The 17,423-nt window shown below is 63.1% G+C and carries 28 protein-coding genes; 3 read left to right on the top strand and 25 right to left on the bottom strand.

Translation table 11 applies throughout. The annotated features are described in order from the left end of the window. Nucleotides 1-18: 18 nt before the first annotated feature. The 24 genes from EF294_RS07350 to EF294_RS07245 form a co-directional block, all read right to left on the bottom strand. Complete coding sequence (locus EF294_RS07350; protein WP_440717482.1) at nt 19-654, bottom strand: VG15 protein; 636 nt, start codon at nt 652-654, stop codon at nt 19-21. Then, nucleotides 608-2,050, bottom strand: a complete 1,443-nt coding sequence (locus EF294_RS07345; RefSeq protein ID WP_123927493.1) for a phage portal protein — start codon at nt 2,048-2,050, stop codon at nt 608-610. The genes EF294_RS07350 and EF294_RS07345 overlap by 47 nt, the downstream gene beginning before the upstream one ends. After that, entirely contained in the window at nt 2,047-3,315 is a 1,269-nt protein-coding gene (locus tag EF294_RS07340) for a terminase (protein WP_246007736.1), read from the bottom strand. Before EF294_RS07340 ends, EF294_RS07345 begins: the two co-directional genes overlap by 4 nt. Nucleotides 3,316-3,448: 133 nt before the next feature. Then, on the bottom strand, nt 3,449-3,754 hold the full coding sequence (locus EF294_RS07335) for a hypothetical protein (protein WP_123927487.1): 306 nt from the start codon (nt 3,752-3,754) through the stop codon (nt 3,449-3,451). Between the two features lie 106 nt (nt 3,755-3,860). Further along, complete coding sequence (locus EF294_RS07330; RefSeq protein WP_123927485.1) at nt 3,861-4,154, bottom strand: HNH endonuclease; 294 nt, start codon at nt 4,152-4,154, stop codon at nt 3,861-3,863. Nucleotides 4,155-4,279: 125 nt separating this feature from the next. Then, nucleotides 4,280-4,708, bottom strand: coding sequence for a hypothetical protein (locus EF294_RS07325; protein ID WP_123927482.1), 429 nt, complete (start codon nt 4,706-4,708; stop codon nt 4,280-4,282). Beyond that, nucleotides 4,705-5,472, bottom strand: a complete 768-nt coding sequence (locus tag EF294_RS07320; RefSeq protein ID WP_123927479.1) for a hypothetical protein — start codon at nt 5,470-5,472, stop codon at nt 4,705-4,707. The genes EF294_RS07325 and EF294_RS07320 overlap by 4 nt, the downstream gene beginning before the upstream one ends. Beyond that, nucleotides 5,462-5,923: a helix-turn-helix domain-containing protein gene (locus tag EF294_RS07315; protein ID WP_123927476.1), complete on the bottom strand. Its 462-nt coding sequence runs from the start codon at nt 5,921-5,923 to the stop codon at nt 5,462-5,464. Before EF294_RS07315 ends, EF294_RS07320 begins: the two co-directional genes overlap by 11 nt. Next, nucleotides 5,916-6,359, bottom strand: a complete 444-nt coding sequence (locus tag EF294_RS07310; protein ID WP_123927474.1) for a hypothetical protein — start codon at nt 6,357-6,359, stop codon at nt 5,916-5,918. The genes EF294_RS07315 and EF294_RS07310 overlap by 8 nt, the downstream gene beginning before the upstream one ends. Nucleotides 6,360-6,711: 352 nt before the next feature. Further along, nucleotides 6,712-7,137 carry a hypothetical protein gene (locus tag EF294_RS07305; RefSeq protein WP_123927471.1) on the bottom strand — a complete coding sequence of 142 codons (426 nt, stop codon included), beginning with the start codon at nt 7,135-7,137 and terminating at the stop codon, nt 6,712-6,714. Between the two features lie 52 nt (nt 7,138-7,189). Continuing rightward, entirely contained in the window at nt 7,190-8,479 is a 1,290-nt protein-coding gene (locus EF294_RS07300) for an AAA family ATPase (RefSeq protein ID WP_185090972.1), read from the bottom strand. Further along, on the bottom strand, nt 8,476-8,823 hold the full coding sequence (locus EF294_RS21355) for a hypothetical protein (protein ID WP_185090971.1): 348 nt from the start codon (nt 8,821-8,823) through the stop codon (nt 8,476-8,478). Before EF294_RS21355 ends, EF294_RS07300 begins: the two co-directional genes overlap by 4 nt. After that, the gene (locus tag EF294_RS07295; protein ID WP_123927466.1) at nt 8,820-9,908 is read right to left on the bottom strand and encodes a hypothetical protein; all 1,089 of its coding nucleotides are present in this window, start codon (nt 9,906-9,908) and stop codon (nt 8,820-8,822) included. Before EF294_RS07295 ends, EF294_RS21355 begins: the two co-directional genes overlap by 4 nt. Nucleotides 9,909-10,106: 198 nt before the next feature. Next, nucleotides 10,107-10,430, bottom strand: coding sequence for a hypothetical protein (locus tag EF294_RS07290; protein WP_123927463.1), 324 nt, complete (start codon nt 10,428-10,430; stop codon nt 10,107-10,109). Then, nucleotides 10,423-10,782: a hypothetical protein gene (locus tag EF294_RS07285; protein ID WP_123927460.1), complete on the bottom strand. Its 360-nt coding sequence runs from the start codon at nt 10,780-10,782 to the stop codon at nt 10,423-10,425. The genes EF294_RS07290 and EF294_RS07285 overlap by 8 nt, the downstream gene beginning before the upstream one ends. Then, complete coding sequence (locus tag EF294_RS07280; protein ID WP_123927457.1) at nt 10,779-11,102, bottom strand: hypothetical protein; 324 nt, start codon at nt 11,100-11,102, stop codon at nt 10,779-10,781. Before EF294_RS07280 ends, EF294_RS07285 begins: the two co-directional genes overlap by 4 nt. Beyond that, nucleotides 11,099-11,416: a DUF6907 domain-containing protein gene (locus tag EF294_RS07275; protein WP_425459406.1), complete on the bottom strand. Its 318-nt coding sequence runs from the start codon at nt 11,414-11,416 to the stop codon at nt 11,099-11,101. Before EF294_RS07275 ends, EF294_RS07280 begins: the two co-directional genes overlap by 4 nt. A gap of 38 nt (nt 11,417-11,454) precedes the next feature. Next, on the bottom strand, nt 11,455-11,829 hold the full coding sequence (locus tag EF294_RS07270) for a hypothetical protein (RefSeq protein WP_123927451.1): 375 nt from the start codon (nt 11,827-11,829) through the stop codon (nt 11,455-11,457). Beyond that, a complete protein-coding gene (locus EF294_RS07265; RefSeq protein WP_123927448.1) occupies nt 11,829-12,521 on the bottom strand; it encodes a hypothetical protein in 693 nt (230 codons plus the stop codon). Before EF294_RS07265 ends, EF294_RS07270 begins: the two co-directional genes overlap by 1 nt. 305 nt (nt 12,522-12,826) lie before the next feature. After that, a complete protein-coding gene (locus tag EF294_RS07260) occupies nt 12,827-13,057 on the bottom strand; it encodes a hypothetical protein (protein WP_123927445.1) in 231 nt (76 codons plus the stop codon). Further along, on the bottom strand, nt 13,054-13,221 hold the full coding sequence (locus tag EF294_RS21350; protein WP_185090970.1) for a hypothetical protein: 168 nt from the start codon (nt 13,219-13,221) through the stop codon (nt 13,054-13,056). Before EF294_RS21350 ends, EF294_RS07260 begins: the two co-directional genes overlap by 4 nt. Before the next feature lie 77 nt (nt 13,222-13,298). After that, nucleotides 13,299-13,619, bottom strand: coding sequence for a hypothetical protein (locus tag EF294_RS07255; RefSeq protein ID WP_123927442.1), 321 nt, complete (start codon nt 13,617-13,619; stop codon nt 13,299-13,301). Further along, nucleotides 13,616-14,458, bottom strand: coding sequence for a Rha family transcriptional regulator (locus EF294_RS07250; RefSeq protein WP_123927439.1), 843 nt, complete (start codon nt 14,456-14,458; stop codon nt 13,616-13,618). Before EF294_RS07250 ends, EF294_RS07255 begins: the two co-directional genes overlap by 4 nt. Beyond that, entirely contained in the window at nt 14,458-14,772 is a 315-nt protein-coding gene (locus tag EF294_RS07245; protein ID WP_123927435.1) for a helix-turn-helix domain-containing protein, read from the bottom strand. The genes EF294_RS07250 and EF294_RS07245 overlap by 1 nt, the downstream gene beginning before the upstream one ends. A 63-nt stretch (nt 14,773-14,835) precedes the next feature. Between EF294_RS07245 and EF294_RS07240 the strand changes: the two genes are divergently transcribed. From EF294_RS07240 to EF294_RS07230, 3 genes are read left to right on the top strand one after another with little or no spacing between them, the layout of a single operon-like run. Then, complete coding sequence (locus tag EF294_RS07240) at nt 14,836-15,705, top strand: helix-turn-helix domain-containing protein (RefSeq protein ID WP_123927431.1); 870 nt, start codon at nt 14,836-14,838, stop codon at nt 15,703-15,705. Then, complete coding sequence (locus tag EF294_RS07235; RefSeq protein WP_123927428.1) at nt 15,702-16,217, top strand: DUF6932 family protein; 516 nt, start codon at nt 15,702-15,704, stop codon at nt 16,215-16,217. The genes EF294_RS07240 and EF294_RS07235 overlap by 4 nt, the downstream gene beginning before the upstream one ends. Next, nucleotides 16,214-17,140, top strand: coding sequence for a hypothetical protein (locus EF294_RS07230; protein ID WP_123927425.1), 927 nt, complete (start codon nt 16,214-16,216; stop codon nt 17,138-17,140). Before EF294_RS07235 ends, EF294_RS07230 begins: the two co-directional genes overlap by 4 nt. Here the strand turns inward: EF294_RS07230 and EF294_RS07225 are convergent. Then, nucleotides 17,128-17,412 carry a hypothetical protein gene (locus EF294_RS07225; RefSeq protein ID WP_123927422.1) on the bottom strand — a complete coding sequence of 95 codons (285 nt, stop codon included), beginning with the start codon at nt 17,410-17,412 and terminating at the stop codon, nt 17,128-17,130. The genes EF294_RS07230 and EF294_RS07225 overlap by 13 nt on opposite strands. Between the last annotated feature and the right edge of the window lie 11 nt (nt 17,413-17,423).

Here is a 17,423-nt window from a genome sequence, read left to right as displayed (position 1 = left end):
TCCCCAGAGGGGGGTCTTCTATTGGTTCGCCGAGATCCACGCGTTCACGCGGGCTCGATCGGCGTCGGTGATGGTGCGGTCGCTCACTTCGTATGGCTTCACCGGCACAGGCCGGCCGCCGAACGCGGGGACCGCAACGCACTTGCAGTTGTCGTGGGCACCGAAGTTGACCGACTTGCGGGTGTATACGGCGCCCCGGCCGATCAGCATGCGGCAGAAGTTGCACTCGCCGCGGCCCTGGCGCTGCCATCCGTGAGCCTGGGGGTCGCCGTAGGTAGCTGAGGTCATCGTGTCGCGGCTTGCGATCATTACTCGCTTGATCAGTCCGCCTGCGATCTGGGCGAGCGCGGTGTCCCAGTTGATTTGCGCCAGCTGCGATCCCCACCCGGCGAGCGCCTGCGCACCGAGGTCCGGTGAGGCGAGATCGGCGGCATAGGTGCCGCGCACATTCAGGTCGGCGCGGTACTCGTCGTACCACTCGGCCGTCACTGCCGCGGATGCGTCGCCGTACTGGCCAACGAGTGCCGGTAAGACATCCATCAGGCTGTCACGCACCGTTACCCGATCTAGCTGAGCCCACAGGAGCGCCAGATCGCGCTCCGCGTTGTCACTCAGCTGGACGATCAGGCTGTGAAGTTCCGTCGCCGTTGCCATCGTTTACCTGCTGCGTCGGGACCGACTGAGCACGCAACTTGTCCAGTAGCGAACCTCCGGCCGCCTTGCGCTTATCAGCCAGGGCCCGCCGAATCTGCTGACCGTCCATCCCGATCAACTCCAGACCCACCTCAGTCTCCGCAAGCCACGGAACTGAAGCAATCTGCTTCGTGCCCGCGTCGGCCGCTTCGGCGCGAGACTGGAACAACGGAGACCGCCAACGAGTTTCCATCGTCGCCCACTCCGGGGGGACCGATTTCATTCCGTTCTGGATCGCCAGCCCGCGGGCTACTGCCCGGCGGATCGGCAGCGACCAGTCATCGGTCGCCCCCTCGGCCTCGGCAATAAGATCCTCCCGCGACTCCGCATAAGCGTCCGCGCTCGTCGGATTGCTGTAGTCGGTGATCGCCAGCGCCGAATCGGGCAGCCCCGACTCACGGGCGAACAGCTTCGCGTAGGCGTTCAGAGCAGCCAAGTGTGGCGCCGGCGACTGCGCGGGGAACTGCTTCACATCCGCGCGCGCCAGTTCGGGCAATGCCTCGTCGTCATCGGGGACGCCCTTGATACGCCCCAGCATGACTCGCCAATCAGCCTTCGGTGTCCCATCAGGATTCTTGAAAATCGTGGAGTCGGCGCCCAGCATCCACATCTCGGGGAAGCTGTAGACATCCATGTGGCCCTCGAGCCGGACCACCGCCGATGTTGCCCGATCCTGCAACGACATCAGCGGTCGAGAGATCCGCGACGCCCCGAAATCACGAGTCCACGGCTTGAAACCCATCGGCTCCACCGGAATACCCCACACGTGAGCAGACCGGGACACCTGCCATACGCCGTCTTTCCAACACTCCACCACCAGGCCCGGCAGATACAGGGCAACGCCGTTCGGGTTGCCGTCATCGTCGAGCGAAGTGATCGACAGGAAGTCCTCGAGGCGACGTGCGCGCGCATTCCACGTCCCCGTACCCGACAACGCATCCTTGGTGTGGATCAGCGACTTCGGCTCACCCTCACCGCCGACGGTGTTGATGATCCACGACACCCCGTGAAGCAGCGAATTGACCTGGCCGCCCTTCACTGTGGGCCGCAGATGATTGTTGTCGACGAGCTCGGTATACCCCAGCGACTCAAGATCGCCACCAGGCCACTCGATCGTCTCCAGCGTGCATCGCCGCAGCAGTGCGTCGACAGCCTTGGCCGTCCACCCAAGCACAATCCCCAGGCTGTAATAGACCGGCGGCACAACAGGAGTTAACTGACGAATCGCGCGCTTCCCGTCGTAATACGACGACCGCAACAGATTCCGCAGCTCCTTCTCCTTCAGCTGTGTATACAGCCGGGACACCGTACGCTGCTCGTCATCAGTCAGGCCAGGAATGGCGAGGGTGTCGTTCACGATACGGTCGCCCTCCTCTCGCCAACCTGCCGCCGCGGTCTCGTCTTTGCCGCCCCAGCCAACGCCAGCGCGATCCCCATGGCCGCCGCGTTCTGCGTCGACGTCTTCAAGTCGAATGTCCATGCCGCGCCATCACGGCCGAGCTTCTTGCGCGCCCCAGCGATCGAATCAGCCAGTGCGACTTGATCTGCGTGAGTCAACCAACCAGCCTTGCAGCCAGCCACCAACAGCTCACAGCCACGACCAACGTCACCCGAACTCGCCGACTTCACATTCACCCGCTTTGCCTGCAACATCGGCAACAATGGCGCAGCGGCACCATAGTTCGGCACCAACACCGGAATCCGACGCCGAGCAGCAGCCGCCACCCAATCAGCCACCAGATCCAGCCGAAGATGCGCGAACACCTCCTCGACATGCCGATCCTCGTCATCAGCCCAACAGCCAATCACCGAGAACTGGCCGTCATGCGCGGCGACACCAAGCGAGGCAGGCGCAGTGCCGTCGGGAGGGCCGAGATTGGTCAGGCCACGCCATCGGGTTGGCGTCACAATCGCCTGCGCCCCCTCGTCCCAGACGCCCAGAGCCTCACGGCGCCAGGAATCCTCGTTACGCAGCTTCTTCCTTAGACGCAGCATTGCGCGCTCTGAGGTTCGATGCGGGAACGAAGGGTTCGCCTTGCGCCACTGCGCTCGGTCCATCGGGTCACAGCCACGATCCGCCGACATCTCGATATACAGCGTGCCTTCCGACTCGCCTGCGATCGCCTCGTCACGCATCAACGTGAAGAACTCGCCTTTATCCTGCGGCCTCGGCGGCGTCCCCATGACAAAACACAGCGGATTCGAAGCCACGTTCTGGGCGGCGCCCATATTCTCGAGAGCCTGCAACGAAAGATGCTGCCCCTCATCGAACACCAGCACATCAACGTCTGTGCGGCCGCGACCAAACCCCGAATCCCTCGCCCCGAACTCGATCTTTGAGCCATTGTGGAACTCGATCGCCTCGTCGCCCTTGCCCTGTGGCGTCGCCGCGATGTGCGGCTTCAGTTGCGGCCCTTGCGACATGTCGTAGAACTTCTCGAACGTCTCCAGCGCCGTGTCCTTGACCTGGGCGGTCCAGATCACCTTCAAGCCCGGCTTCATTAGACACAGGGCGAAGATGATGCAGCCGATCAGGTAAGTCTTGCCAACCTGGCGCGGAATGCTGATGACGATATGGTCAGCGGCATATTCGCCATCCGATCGCAGCGACAGAGCGAGCATTGATGCGCCGTCCTGCCATCCATCGAAGTCCCATCCGAGGTTCCGGCACGTGCGGCGCACCGAAGGCCACTCACTGGCGACAATCCCCTCTGGGACAACGACATGCCGTGCGACCTCTGACAGTGGTCGGCGATTAGTAGCCGGAAGCGTCCCAGGACTCGGACTCAAGGGGAACCACGATCGACGTATCCTTCGCCAACACCGACTGTCGAGACTCCTCCTCTGCGATCAGCCTGTTCAGCTTGTTCAGTTCGTTGCTGTACTGCGGGCGCGTATTCTCCGAGGCCTCCGAGAGCGACTTCGCAATGATTCGTCGCTGCGCCTTCATGATCGCCAAAACGTCCCCCGACTCCACCGCCTCGAGCAAGGTCGGCGCGGCGAGGGGCTTGGCTGGCTCCAGCTTCTCGTCGGGAGCCACGGCGCGTAGATGGTCTGCCATTGCCGGACTCCTTTCGGGCCAGGGGGGAGGGGGGTCTTCGGGGGGAGGATTGCCTATGCCTTGGGTGGCGCTGAACTGCGGCGATGGGGGTACCTCCCCCACCCCCTCACCAGGTGCGGGTGGTCTCGAACACTCGTGCACCCCCGGCGGGGGTCAGTTCCTCGGGGAGGTGGTCACTCTTGGTCCGGTTGCACCCTCTGTGCGCGGCTTGCTTGTTGTCGAGGGTGTCGGGTCCGCCGGCGTTGATGGGCACGATGTGGTCGACGACGTAGGCGGCGGGGTCGAGGTGGTCGGTGATGTCGTAGTCGATGGGTTGGTGGCAGATGCCGCAGGGTGGTTTGCCGCGGGCGATGATCTTGCGGTGGCGATCTCGGATGGTCGTGTTGCGGCCGGTGCTCATTCGGCCTCCTCCACATACGACTCATCCCCGGCACCTGTTGGTGTCCGGGGATGGTGTTTGTTGATTAGGACGGATGGTTTGCCAGTTCACCGCCCTAGCGGGCTCAGCTTAGCACGGCCCTCTGGTCAAGCGCCGTCTCCGTGAAAGTACTTCCAGTCCTCGACGTTTCTCCACTCATCTTCGCGGGCATATTTGTCTTGCAGCCACTCATGGCGTTGGCGCTGATAATCGGCGGGATTGACGGCCCGCAGGTCGAGCCAACGAGCACACTGTGGGCATACATCCTCGCCCTCGGTGTCGAACGGCAGCGGCAGGATTACCCGAACCGACCGGTCACAGAGCGCAACGTACTGGAAGGAATACTCGGCGAAGATGGGGTCGCGCATCGAATCAAGCTGCCGCAGGCTTCGGGGACGGTAGTGTCCAGTCTTCTCCATGTCGACGGCATGCACGAAGTCGGGGTTCTCTGGCAGGACCGGGACCATGCTGTGGTCCACGGGGTCACGCTGAAGGTCATAGCGACGGAAGGCGGCCTTGGTGTCGGGGATTTTCATGATGCTTTCCCTCGCTGTCGTTCCTGGGACCTCTGGAGCAATTCTAGTGCGTCGCTGAGGCGATAGAGGTCGCCGTCCGCGGTGGAGGACACGACGCTGAGCTTGTTGCGGCGTACCCAGTTCCGGACTCGTTCGAAGGGCACCTTCGTGCCGGTGATGATGCTCAGCGCGGAGGATAGTTCGTGGCTGAGGTAAAGTCGGTCAGCGACCGCCCGGTTGGTTTGTTCTCGAACCTTCTCGACATCGGAACGCATTCCGCACAGCGAACAGGCCAACGTCGTTGCCCCGGGTCGCACATACAGTCCGTCGCAGCGCACAGTCTTGCTCGGTGATTGGCACGGGCCGATGAACTCGGAGTCTCGAGGACGGTCGATCGCGCGGAGAGCCCGACGTAGCGCTTCAGTGATTTCTCGGTCCGCTCGTCCCGCTTCGGGCATGACTGCGAGATCGACAAGGTGACGGTCGAGCCAGGTGGCGTATTGGCTGGTCGTCAGATTTCCGGGCCATGGCCGTTCGCGCTGGGTGCAAATGAGGTCGACCCAGCGGGCCAGCGTGTCGTGTAGGTGCGTCGCAATGCTGGAGGCGTGTTCATTGAAGGTCAGCGGCTGTTCGTCGGAGGTGGGTTTCACCTCCGACTGTCCGCCATGTTCGACCTGCCGGCACACTGCGTCGTCGAGGTCTCTGCACACCCAACTACGCAGGGCGCGAAGCTGCGTGGACAGCTGTTGAATCTCGTTGCGTGACAGGTAGAGATCATCGGACATATGACTCTCCCTCTTTCGCTTGTGTGCGAATCCTGGTGACTGTGCGCTGAGCGATACCGAGCCGGCGGGCGATCATCGCAGCGCTGAGTCCGCGATCGGTGAGCTTGCCGATCAGCACGTCTCGTTCGGCGCGGGTTGTGCTCAGCAATCGGTCGCCGGCCAGTATCCGCTCAATGACGACCGAGTCGACCTCGTCCGGCTCACGCTCGGCTGGTCCTCGTCGGCCGCTGTAGTTCAACGGGTTTCCCTTGCCAGTGCCCTTGGCGGGTCCGTGGGCATCCACCCGAACGCATGCATCGAGGACGTCTGACTCCAGCGCCACCGACAGCATTGCCCTGGTGGTTTCGCCGCCGTCACGCCACAAGCGACCGATCAGTCGCGTGGGCACCGACAGTCGCGTGGTCTTACCTGTGAGGATGCGGTAGGACTTCATGTAGCTGGAATCACTCATCGTTGGAGCCACCTGGCCGCAGTGCGGTGTCGAGGGACATTCCCCATGAGCGGTCCCGCACGCATATGTCCTCACCTCCATCAAAGAAGGCATTGGTAGAGGCGTAAGGCTGCCCCTCCGGGTCGGTGGCGTCGTCATCCACGGTCACCGACCATGCGCCAGCGCGGCCCAGATTGATATCCCTCTTCGCCTTGACATATTTGAACGCCCCGACGTCGTCAGTCTTGTCTCGCCAGTCGGGTAGCAGCCATCCACGCGCCTCGCCGTACTCAATCCAATAGCGAATATGGATGGGCGCGAGAGCGACTCGCCTCAGGGCTTCGGCCTCCGGATCATCGCGCCACGGTGGAACCGGATAGGTCGGATTGCGTAGGCCCCAACAGAACAAGCGCAGCCTCGGATGGACTCGCCACCACTTGCCGATCGAATTCATCATCGCCTGTCCTCCGCATAGGAACCCAGTTCTAGCCACCTGGCGAGTCGGTCTCGAAGTTGCTCAGCTCCCGCACGTGTAAGGACCACGGTCGCGCCCGGCCGCACCATCGGGCGGCCATGGTCTTCTATCCACGAAGCGATGTCGAGTCGCAAGTATGGGGCCGATGGAAAGTCGTCATGCTCGACGTTCTCGGTTCCAGTTCGCCGAACGAATCCCGGAATGTAGGCGAGGATAATCTCGGCCGGTTTGTCGCTGGGGGAAGGAAAGATTCCAGAGTGCTCATAACTGAGCGCATCCCGGGAGTAGTGCTGATCATCGTCGCAACCGACACTCCACGCTGATACCCAGACACTCATGGCAGGCTCACGAGGTTCGGCTTGGCCGGCAGAAACTCCACACGCATCCGGCACGCGAGATCGTTGACGTAGAGCCGGTAGCCGCCGCGGTCTGGTTGGCCCGGGTCGACCGGTAGCCGGGATTCGTACTCGAGCCGTTCTTCCATTGTCGTCGGGGCTGCGGGCCACAGTTGGCTGTGAACGAGCCCGACCTCGATTTCGATCTCGCTGCTGACGGGGCGCCCATCGGAGTAGTGAGTGAAGGCCCGCAGGGCGGTCTTCAGCGGCGGCAAGTACTCACAGATCAGCTCGAGTTCTCCGTACTCGTCGGAGTAGATGTCGTGTGCGCTGAGCGCGTCCACGGCCCAGTCGGTAACACTCGCGAACCGGCGTGAGGCCTCGATGAGTCGGTCGGTCGCGAGGTTGGGTGAGGTGGTGGTCATGCGGTTACTCCCTACGTTGGTTGTGCGGGTTGGCTTGTCGAGCTCTGAGGGGTTAGACGTATCCACGGCGTTTGGCCTCCTGGTAGTAGTCGGGGTCGCCGTTGCCCCAGGGCATGGTGATCGAGTGCTGCAATGTGCGCGGCCACATGCGGTCTTCGCGGCCTCCGCGCCAAGGCGCCAGCTCGACCCGACTGGGATGTTCTTCCTTCTCCTGCCCGAGCGCCGGACGTAATCCGTACCCAAATTCGGGCCACCGCAGGAACAACGACGACCCGGTCGGTCGCAGGGCACGTTGTGCCCCGGCCTGCCCATGCGCGACGTGCGCCTCGGCGACGACGGCGAATTGGTACTTCACCCGTAGTCGATCGATCGCGTCGGTGAGTTCCTTCGCGGCCTGCTCGTCGCGGGTATCGAGCCGGTGTAGCCGATACAGCGGGCCCATCGCTACGAATTGCGGCTGGGTGGCAGCGATCGCCCGTTCAATGCTGCGGATCACCCGGGATTCGTTGAGCGCGATACCTTCCGGTCGGATCACGAACCGGACCTTCTCCCCCCAATCCGGAACCGCCGAACCCACTTTGGCGCATTGCTTTTCGATGATGTCGCGAATGTGGCGATACCGACGGGCGGTCTGCCGCTCCGAGTTCTCAGCATCGATCACCAACACCTGTGCATGATCAGCAACCGGCACCCCGAGGAACGGATGCAAGCCGGCGGCAATGCACATGACCAGCTGCGCCACCAGATACGACTTGCCGGTGCCTTCGAAACCGGTGATCACCAACCGGTCAGTCACCTCCAGCAAGTCCGGAATCAACCAGCGGTGCTCAAACTTCTTGTCCAGCAGCTCATTGAGGCTCATCGGCCGATCCGCCTCGGTCGGCTCATGCCCGACCCCGAGGGCCTGAAGGTCCTCGACAGCGCGCGCGACCCCCTGCTCGAGCACCGTCGGATCGTCCAGCCGTAGCGATTCGTTGACCATCTGGCCCAACCGCTGCACCGTCGCGTGCGCCTGCCGCGCGGTGTGCAGCGAGGTGAGCCGATCGAGGTAGAAGCTGACCGCGTAGTCGTCTCCCTTCCCAATGAGGTCCATCACGGAGCGGTCCACCGCAGTCGCCTGCTCGCGACTTACTGCCCCCTGACTGGCCCGTCTGGCGACTGTCGCATGGTCCAGAGGGTCACTGCCTGAGGCGAGCTGTTTGATCGCGTCGTGCACCAGCCGGAGGGTGGGAACGGTAAACACGCTGCTCTCAAGCGCTACGACCGCCGGGACAACCTGCTTCTGCGCCAGTGCTGCGGCGAGCACCGCGGTCTCAGCGGCCGGGTCGGAGAAGTCGCTCACCGGGCCCACCGCTCGACGATCCGGCGCACACGCCCGGCAAGCCACTCGTTCTTGAGTTGCTGAGCCTCGACGTAGGCGCTGCACCGCAGTCCGCCAAGGTTCGGGAACTCCGTTGCCGGCAGCCACAGCTCCCCGCATTCGGCGCACCGGCCGTGGACATCTGGGCGGTGAGCCTCCGCGACGTACTCGCACAAAGTGGCCAGATCGAGGTCGTCCTCGGACTCGGCCTCATGCCAGATGACCTGCGCCGCATAACCCAACCCCGACGCCTGAGCCCAGCCGTCACGTTCGGCGCACGCCGGGCACGAGGCGAGCGTGCCTGAATGCCCTACAGCGATCGTCATCGTTCGCAGAATCCCTTCGGCAATTGCCCGCTGGCATCGCGGACTACGCCCGGATAGTCGATGAAGTCGCGGCCCTCGACCGCCGGACCGTCACCAACCCGGATCGGACCGAACTTGCCGTCGAGGCACTGATCTATGACCTGGCGGGTGATGGGCTTGCCCAGCCCGTGCACCGCGACGCATGCCGCCTCAACCCGCTGCGGATCGGAACCCCGCTCGTGGATCGCCCACTTCACCACGCCTCGCAGACCCATGAAGTTCACGGCCTTGCCCAACCTCTCGTAGACCGAGTCGGCGACCTGCTGCTCGATCGTTTTCGGCTTGGCCGCGCCCTTGGGCGCAGTTTTCGGCTTTTGCGGTTCTTTCTCAACCACAGCGGTAGGCGACTCAACCGCAACCGCAACCGCAAACCGGGGGTCTACGAGGGGGTCTCGCTGAGGGTCTGCGAGAGGGTCTGGGCGACCTGGGCTTTTACGACCCTCTCGGTGAGGGTCTGGCAGAGGGCCTACGTGACCCTCTTGAGACGGTCTGGCAGAGGGTCGCGAGGGGGTCGGCGGCGCGTAGTCGATCCGCCCCATTTCTTCGGTCCACTCGGGTAGCTTCGTCATGATCTGGGACACCATTTCGGGGAGTTGCTCACGGAGCCGCTTCGCCTGTGGGCCGTCACCTTTCACGTCCGGCAGCTCAATCCGCGCAACCTCGTCACGCAGGACTGCCCGCAGCTTGGCGGATTCAGTCTGCAATGCCTTACGGAGGGCGCCAACGAGGACTGTAGGCTTCGAGTCGACGCCGTCTGAACGCATCATCGTGCGGAGCAGGACTTCGCCGGTGTCCAGATCGAGGAACACATAGCGGTCGGCCTCGAGGCGCGCGAACGCCGCTAAGAGCTCATCCTCAGACGGCTCGATGTCGGTATCGCGCATAGCCTTCGCTAGCCGTCGGAGGTTCAGCGGTGCGACGCCGGCCTGATTGAACGACGGTTGGTCGATCAAGACGCCGTAGAGCATCTTGTCGAACCGTGGTCGGTTGAGGAAGTCGTCGTCCGACCACATGCCGAACTGGTGCTTGCCGAATTCACGCGCCATGGCGCATCCCTCCGTCGGTGCGCCTCCAGGCAGCCCATGTGCGTCGGCGCGAGGTGTTCAGCCTCTTGGTCACCAGTTGTCGTCTCGCGGTGAGTTCCGCGGCATCATCGCGGTCACAAGCAATAAGTCGATCCAGCGTTAAGCACTCCTGGACCCAGCGCACCTCGTCGGCAGTCAGCGGTGGACCCGCCGTCACCGTCAGCACTGCGGCTCCTCGATGGTCCGTCGCTGCCCATCCTCGGCCACGAACACCAGGCCCACGCCCTCCTGACGGGCGTAGTAACGCAGTGCGTCCCAAATGTCGGGGTCGTCTTCGGTTCCGGTGAGGCGAGCGAACTCTCGCGTCCGGGCTCGGCCGTTGGCGGCGACGACCGCCGGCAGTTTGAACGCCGTGGTGCCGTCGTCCCTCTTCGTTGCATACGACCGCAGAGCATCCACGCTGATACCGAAGAGAAGCGCGGCCGCGACCTCATTGAGAGTTGGCTCCCCGTCATGCATGACGATCTCGGCAACCTCAGGCATGGCCACCACCGAGCCCCGCCTCGGCGTCCGCCGCCGCGCGCCGCAGGCCGGGCCGAAGATCTACTCCCGCCGCGGCCACAGCATCCAGTGTGGGCGCCAGAATGCACCTGACCATCAGCGACAGGGCGGCTGCCGCCAGGTAGCCGAAGTATTGCGGATCGTGCTGTGAGACCCACGTATTCGCGACCGCGTCAGTAGCGTCGTCATCGCCAGCGCTCGCTGCGAGCTGATACATCAGCCGAGTCGCATCTGCCTGAAGGGCGCCCAGCTGAATGTGGGACTCGGGCACACCGTCAGGGCCGGTGACGAAGAACTCGCTCGGCGGGTTGTGCGGGTCGAAACTGTCGGTCATAGGTGTAGCCCTTCAGTAGTCAGGAAGTGTTGTGCGGCAGTGAGAACCGCGATGATGTCGGCGAGGCGCGGCCAGTCGTTGCGATAGAGTTGCAGATCAGCCATACCGGCACCCTCGTCGATCCAGTTCGCGTCGAGCTCGTACGTCGACTCCACCGAGTCGTGGCCGCGCCAGTCGTATCGCCGAACCTCCGCCTCGGCGTCGCCCTGAATGAACTGTGCGATGGTCGTGAAGGTGCCGTCGTCGAACCCGAGATCTGCGGTCGCCTCAAGGGGACTGCGCGGTGGTCCGGTGATCTGGTTCGTGAGTGGGGTAATCACTTGCCCTCCACGAGATCCGCGTGGAAGATCAGCAGTTCAGCTATCTCCCGTGCCTCATCGACGGTGAGGTCGAAGCTCGTATCGATCCCCGGATGACGCCCCTCCGCGTCGACGCGCAGTGTCACGCAGGGATTCTGGCGCCATCCCCGCCTCGCCGAGACACCGATCTCGGTGGTGTAGAAGTACTCACCCTCCAGGCGGACATCCTCGAGTTCGAGCGGCACAGAGCTGATTTCGCTCTCGCACCATTGATCGACTCGCGAATTCTCGTCGACGTGGCCAGTCCCCTCGGAGCACCACGACACACACCGCACCGCGGGGATCTGAGTTGGAGGCGTGACGGCATGCGCTCTCACCGGTCCACCCCCAACTCAGTGAGGAAGGCGGAGTTCTCCGCAAGATCCCGCAACGACGCCGTGCCTGCCAGCAGCAGCAAGTGACCCAGAGCGACCGCCGTCTGCGGCTCCATCTCCAGTGCGGGCACACTCGGCCCGAGATTGAGCCGGATGACGTAATCGAGCTCCGGGCGGGGGAACCCGACCTCGTTGTTCGCGAACCGCTCCACACTGAGGGTGCCCCACCGGCTGGGTTCACCGTCGACCTTCAATCCGTCGATGAACCCGGTATCGGCACGGTGGACGAAGTCATGCTCGTTGGAATCGGCAAAGCACGGGAGCGGTGGAAAGGCGAGCTCCTGCCTGAATTCGTCGACCTGCCACTGGTGCATCACTGCCCCTCCGGACGGACGGCGGACAGGGCGTCGATCAGCGCCTCGGTGTGCTGGTCATAGGCGGTTACACGAGCCGGGTTGTGAAGATCGGCAACCACCTTGGCCATCAGGTCAAGCAGGCGCTCGCGCCGCCGGATCATCCGGACATGGTTCAGCATACGCAGGCAGTTCGTACAGTCCATCGACCGCCACTCACCGTGATCATCGGGGTCGTAGCCTCGCCCGTCGAGCGTGTCTCCCTCCGGGCCCACTGGTCCGGCTGCGGCCATGGTGATCTCAGACTCGGCCGGCAGCATCACCAGTTCGCCGCAGTACACACGGATAGTGGACTCGCCCCGCTCCCGGGCAGTGGTTGCTCTGGTGACCGACCACCAGTGCCGCAAGTTCGGGTTGACCGTGAACCCATTGCGATAGCGATCCATCAGCGAGTGATTCTGTGCGCCTTCCTCGGTGGGCATTCCCAGCGATGCGGCGGCAATTTGCTCGTCGTGGTCACTGCCCGTGACGAGCGCGTGCACGGTGATCCTCTGGCACTCAGCACACTTGAGCCGCGCAGTCTCATCGCGGGTATCACGACCACGAGGCTGCACGACACGACGGACCGACGCGCAGGTGCCACACAGTGCCAACATGAGACGCCGGTTCGTCTCTCGCGCGCACTTCAGATCATCGAGCGTGGGTGTGGTCATCGGTTCACCTCCGCAATCTCGATAGGACCTCTTCCAATACGAGGGTTTGCTGATACACTCATTCCCAGTTCCCTCCTCAGGGATTCCGACAGGCCCTCGGTCAGTCCGCCAAGATCGGACCGGGGGTTTTGTTCTACTCAGGCACGGTTTGCGCTGAGCAAGTTCTCAATTCAGGTGCCGCTCGCGGTACTCGACTCCGCGACGGCACCGCTTGCACCGTCGCCTCCGACAGCTGTCGCCACGACACTGTCGCCGCTGGGCGATCAAGGATTCGAGCAGTGCAGGTGTTACGGACATCAGTCCTCCTACGGGGAATCGATTCGTGGACGGCCGAGTAACCCGATTGCGGGGTCATAGCCGTATTCCAAAGTCGCTAAGTTGATTTCAGCCTCGGCGTTCTCCTCCGGCGTCTGGCAGTCAGGGCACAGATGCCCGACGATCTGGCCTCTTTCCACCGTCACGTTCCATGCGGTATCCGTTGCCGGGTTACGCAGACGGCGCCGGCATCGGCTGCACCGGATGATCTTGGCGCTCACCGATCGACCTCCACGATCTCGCCGTGATGGACACGGGTGTAGGCATCATCGACGTCATCGGCAAGGGCCGAGAACACCAGGTCTGCCAGTAGGCCGACTCCGACGACGACCCCGGCACCCGACACGGTGCAGACGCCGATATTGCGAAGAACAAACTCGAACACAGGACTTCTCCGATCACGGGAAGGTGTTAGGGAAGAACCCGCGCGCCCCCGCTTCCCTTCGGAAGGCGCGCGGGGGTCTATGGGGAGGCGAGCGCGGACAACCTGCCGCGGGCCCTCGGCGAGCGAGGCGAGATCCCCGACGGCAACCTGACCGGCGCTGCCGGCTCCTCGCCCTGGGCAGTGTCGAGATCCTGAGAACCGCCATCGCACATGCGATCCAAGAGGCGCTCAATGTCGTCGTCGGTGAACGCCCAACGGTTGCCGACCTTGCGTGCCGTTCGGTACCGGACGTAGTCGTACTTCCGGCCCGGGCGCAGGTTCTCCATCAAGGTTCGGCGGCAGATGAACTCGCGGCCGATATGGTTATCGACGACGTCGTCGAGCGAGTGCAGGGTCATGACAGCTGCTTCAGATCGTCGTCGGTCAGAAGCACCAATCCTGTGCTGTGTTCGTTGACGGGCAGACCCTCGGCTGCGAGCTGATCACGGAGGGCGATCTCCATCTGCGGGCGAACCCGTGGGGCGAACCGCCGCCGACCGCCATAAGTGCCACCGTCGTGCGCATAGAAGTACCTGCGCCCCTTGGCCGTCGGCTTCCGATGGTCGTGACCGTTGCGGACCTCGCCATCAGGCCGCACTCGGGTGTTGCGCTGGTCGATCAGGTACCCGTGGTTGTACAGGTGGTCTTCGAAGTCGGTCTTGCGGACCTCCGAGAAGTACTTCTTCCCGAAGGTGGTGGGATCGATGCCGTCGCCACCTTCGATCGCTGCGCGGTGCTTCTGCTCAGCGGCCAGGGTGGCCTCGGCCTTGGCGCGAGCTGCGTGCTCGGACTCTGCCCGCTCCTCGGCGTCGACGAGCTTGCGCGCGTACTCGAGGGGCGTCAGGGGTGCGACCTCCGACCGCTGGCGAGTCAGCTGCTCACGCATCGTGTAGAAGCCAGCGACGAGCCTCTTCTTGAACTGGCGCACGATGTCGCTGTTGCGCATGTAGGTCAGCAGGAGCGTCGCTTGCGCCTCGTTGAGGGTTGCGTATTCGGTCGCCTTGGCGAAACCACCCTGCGGCAGTGCGCGACCCTTCTGGATTTCAAATCCGATAGGGCCGAACTCCTCGAAGTCGGCAAGGTTGTTGCGGATGAGTTTGATGACCGAGGCGTGCTCAACCTCAGTGCCACTCGCCACGATGAGCGAGGTGGTGAACGGCTTTCCGGTGTCGTCGACGAGAACTAGATCGGCACTCATCAGGCGACCTCGTCCTTACCGTCGTCGACGCGTCGGCCGCGCCGAGGCTCGTACTGGGTATCGATGTCGTCCGCAGGAAAGCCTAGGGCGCTGGCGATCGCGACAAGCATCTCAACGCTTGCTCCACGGTGACCGTTCTCGATTGCTGAGATGGTGCCGCGCTCGACTGTCTTCGGGAACTGAAATTCTCGATTGATGTGGTCGCACACGTCCTGAAGGGTTTTTCCTCCAGCCTTGCGTGCCACCGCCAAAGGAACCATCGGGACGGGAAGTTTTGGTCGCTGGTCGTGGTAGCGCCTCGCTCCGGTTGCCATGAGAGAAACAATACAGCAAACATTGCTCTCTAGCGAGGTTTCTGCGGGCAAACTTTGCTGGACGTGCAGAAACACACCAATGTCGTTCTCCGGCCTGGTGACAGCCGTCTTGCGGTGTTTGCCGAACGGAACTGTTGTTTGCCAAACTTTTCGGGCACTGTTGGCAGCATGAACGATGTCTCGGACGAAGATTGGCTCCGCCTTGCCAATGAGGTGCGCTCACGCCGGTTGAGGCTTGGGCTTACACAGATCGAGGTCGCCAAACGTGGTGGTCCTTCAGATACGACGCTTTCGAAGATCGAGGCAGGCACATGGAGGCCTAAGCGTGCGGCCAACACGCTACGGAAAGTCGACCAGGGGCTCGGGTGGTCGGCTGGTAGTGCAACAGGTGTACTGGAGGGGGTCCAGCCAAAGACCTCCCTTCGCGAAATCCCCATCGCCATGCCCGCGGGAGGGGGCGCGCAGCAGGCTATTGCCGACGCCATTGAGCGATCAATCGCGCGGCGATCCAGGAACCCGGAACTCGAAGTTCAGCGGCAGCTCGACCTCCTGGAGGCCGTGCGGTCTGCGTGGGCGGCTGCTCAGCCTGCACGGGAATTAGGGTGTAGCGATCGTGAAATCGAGAACTTTACGATGGCCGGCTTCGGTCTGCTCATCAGTTCAGGGACGATCGGCATCATTGCGAGCGATAAGCAAGCTCTGTCGGACCTGATCCAGGACTTCGATCGCGCCACAAGCGGCAGACCACCTGCGGCCGAGCCTGACCCAGCGGCCGACGAAGTCGATGACACCAGCCAGTCCGACGTCGACCTTGCCGGCGGGCGGCGGCGCGGCGGTGGAGAGGACGAAATCCCACCCGGGTTCATCTCGGCGCAGGCTGATTCAACAGAGATCGAGGAGCGCTCTGCCCAAGAGGAGGAGGCGGGCCGGTGACCACCTCGTTGCCGTTCACTCGTGAGGGGGAGTTGTCACCGTCTCCTGACCCCTACAAGCTGACCGACACTGAGCTCTACGAAGTGTTCGTGGAACAGGCGCCACATTCGACGGTCCGCCGTCGCCTCCACACTGCACTCCGGCTACACCTGGACATCTTGTGTGACATCGCCGGGAGTGGCCCAGTACTTATCGGGGGAGGGTTCATCTCACACAAACCCACACCGCCAACCGACGTAGACTTGGTCTACTTGTGCCGAGACAGCGAGCACCTTGAGTCGGTCCTAACGCACCCCGACGCGCTGCAATTGTTGACACTCCAGAAGGGATATGTGCTGCATCCCGCAATGTTCGGGTTTGACCGCCTCCAACCTGTCGGTGGGAAGGTGGATGCTTTCCTTGCGACACCGGGTCGCTACGCGTACTGGCGAGGGCTGTGGTCCACGATCAAGGGGACGGGCCAGAACGGCATCCCGAAGCAGGATCGCGGATACGTGGAGGTGATGGTGTGAGCATCGAGGACCTGCGCAGCCTTCGAGATGAGGCCCTGACATCGGTTGCCGGTAGATCGCTCGCCGATCAGTATGAGCGCGGAGCAATCCTGCTCGGGTGGGAAGGACTAACCGGCGAACGTGGCGAGGCCGACGTCGATACACTCCGCGTAGAACTTCGCGGCGTCGCGCGCGCGGGTTCGTATGACGTAGGCCGCATATCCACCTCGCTCCAGAATGCAGTCGCGTACATCGGCAAGTACCAGAAGAACCGGTCCGTGTCTCCACAGTCGACGTTGACGCGCGCCGACCGTCGCCGGTTTGAGATTGTCCAGGAGGCCCAGTTCGGATCGAACCTGGTGTTTCGCGTGCCTGCGATCGACATAGAGCCCCGCGGCCTGGACGTCGGACGCCACGCAACCGTCGCCGGGTCGGCGCTCCGGGAGTTGATCGCCACACTTCCGGAGGCAGACGATGACGCGTGGTCGCCACTCGGCGTCATGGGCGCGCCGCCACTCGTTAGGCGGGCGGTGCATGATGTCAGCAAAGCGGTGGCAGACCTACCCGACGGCATCGCGCTACGCCTGATACCCGAAACCGGATCGGAAACCGAGGCCGCGCTGTCGCACGCCCGCGCCACGTTACTGCGCACAGAGCTCGACAATCGCGAGGATGTCATTGACGAAGAGCGCCACTCAGGCCTCTTGGATGGACTCCGGGGAACGCGACGGGTGTTTTACCTCGTCAAAGACGATGACCAAGAGATCGTCGGCGCCGTTGACGCAGCTATGGTGCAAGAGGTCGAGCAGTTCGAACACACGCGAGTCACTATGACCCTGGAAACAACGCAATGGGTCAAGAAGAACGGCAGACTCGGCGACAAGGCGTACCGACTTCTACGTGTCGAACCTGCCCAGGAGCAGGGCAAGTTCTACCCGGAATGAGGCGCTCGCTCGATCTTACGAAGCGTGAGTGATCTATCGGAAAGACCCGACGGGTGGGCGTGGGCAAGCACCTCAGGTTTAACGTGCATTCTGTCGCGTATTTGCTCGCTGTCGTCGTCGGTGAGTAGCCAGCGGCGGCCGTGGCGGATGCCAAGTCCTAGGAACTTGCCGTGGTGCAGTTGGGCTTTCACCCACTTCGGCTTCAGTGGCCACAATTCAGATTCGCACAGATCGTCCACGGGCCGGGCGAGATAGCGAGCGGTTTCAGCCATGACCAACTCTT

The organism is Gordonia oryzae (assembly GCF_003797185.1).
Lineage (GTDB): Bacteria > Actinomycetota > Actinomycetes > Mycobacteriales > Mycobacteriaceae > Gordonia > Gordonia oryzae.
This window is presented reverse-complemented; position numbering and strand designations above follow the sequence as displayed.

Excerpts from the sequence above, each read along its gene's own strand:
- EF294_RS07295 (WP_123927466.1), bottom strand. The coding sequence starts at position 9,908 with ATGGCGCGTGAATTCGGCAAGCACCAGTTCGGCATGTGGTCGGACGAC.
- EF294_RS07310 (WP_123927474.1), bottom strand. The coding sequence starts at position 6,359 with ATGATGAATTCGATCGGCAAGTGGTGGCGAGTCCATCCGAGGCTGCGC.
- EF294_RS07325 (WP_123927482.1), bottom strand. The coding sequence starts at position 4,708 with ATGAAAATCCCCGACACCAAGGCCGCCTTCCGTCGCTATGACCTTCAG.
- EF294_RS07290 (WP_123927463.1), bottom strand. The coding sequence starts at position 10,430 with ATGCCTGAGGTTGCCGAGATCGTCATGCATGACGGGGAGCCAACTCTC.
- EF294_RS21355 (WP_185090971.1), bottom strand. The coding sequence starts at position 8,823 with ATGACGATCGCTGTAGGGCATTCAGGCACGCTCGCCTCGTGCCCGGCG.
- EF294_RS07245 (WP_123927435.1), bottom strand. The coding sequence starts at position 14,772 with ATGGCAACCGGAGCGAGGCGCTACCACGACCAGCGACCAAAACTTCCC.
- EF294_RS07320 (WP_123927479.1), bottom strand. The coding sequence starts at position 5,472 with ATGTCCGATGATCTCTACCTGTCACGCAACGAGATTCAACAGCTGTCC.
- EF294_RS07225 (WP_123927422.1), bottom strand. The coding sequence starts at position 17,412 with ATGGCTGAAACCGCTCGCTATCTCGCCCGGCCCGTGGACGATCTGTGC.
- EF294_RS07250 (WP_123927439.1), bottom strand. The coding sequence starts at position 14,458 with ATGAGTGCCGATCTAGTTCTCGTCGACGACACCGGAAAGCCGTTCACC.
- EF294_RS07330 (WP_123927485.1), bottom strand. The coding sequence starts at position 4,154 with ATGAGCACCGGCCGCAACACGACCATCCGAGATCGCCACCGCAAGATC.
- EF294_RS07315 (WP_123927476.1), bottom strand. The coding sequence starts at position 5,923 with ATGAGTGATTCCAGCTACATGAAGTCCTACCGCATCCTCACAGGTAAG.
- EF294_RS07265 (WP_123927448.1), bottom strand. The coding sequence starts at position 12,521 with ATGACCACACCCACGCTCGATGATCTGAAGTGCGCGCGAGAGACGAAC.
- EF294_RS07340 (WP_246007736.1), bottom strand. The coding sequence starts at position 3,315 with ATGCTCGCTCTGTCGCTGCGATCGGATGGCGAATATGCCGCTGACCAT.
- EF294_RS07285 (WP_123927460.1), bottom strand. The coding sequence starts at position 10,782 with ATGACCGACAGTTTCGACCCGCACAACCCGCCGAGCGAGTTCTTCGTC.
- EF294_RS07350 (WP_440717482.1), bottom strand. The coding sequence starts at position 654 with ATGGCAACGGCGACGGAACTTCACAGCCTGATCGTCCAGCTGAGTGAC.
- EF294_RS07305 (WP_123927471.1), bottom strand. The coding sequence starts at position 7,137 with ATGACCACCACCTCACCCAACCTCGCGACCGACCGACTCATCGAGGCC.
- EF294_RS07335 (WP_123927487.1), bottom strand. The coding sequence starts at position 3,754 with ATGGCAGACCATCTACGCGCCGTGGCTCCCGACGAGAAGCTGGAGCCA.
- EF294_RS07255 (WP_123927442.1), bottom strand. The coding sequence starts at position 13,619 with ATGACCCTGCACTCGCTCGACGACGTCGTCGATAACCATATCGGCCGC.
- EF294_RS07270 (WP_123927451.1), bottom strand. The coding sequence starts at position 11,829 with ATGCACCAGTGGCAGGTCGACGAATTCAGGCAGGAGCTCGCCTTTCCA.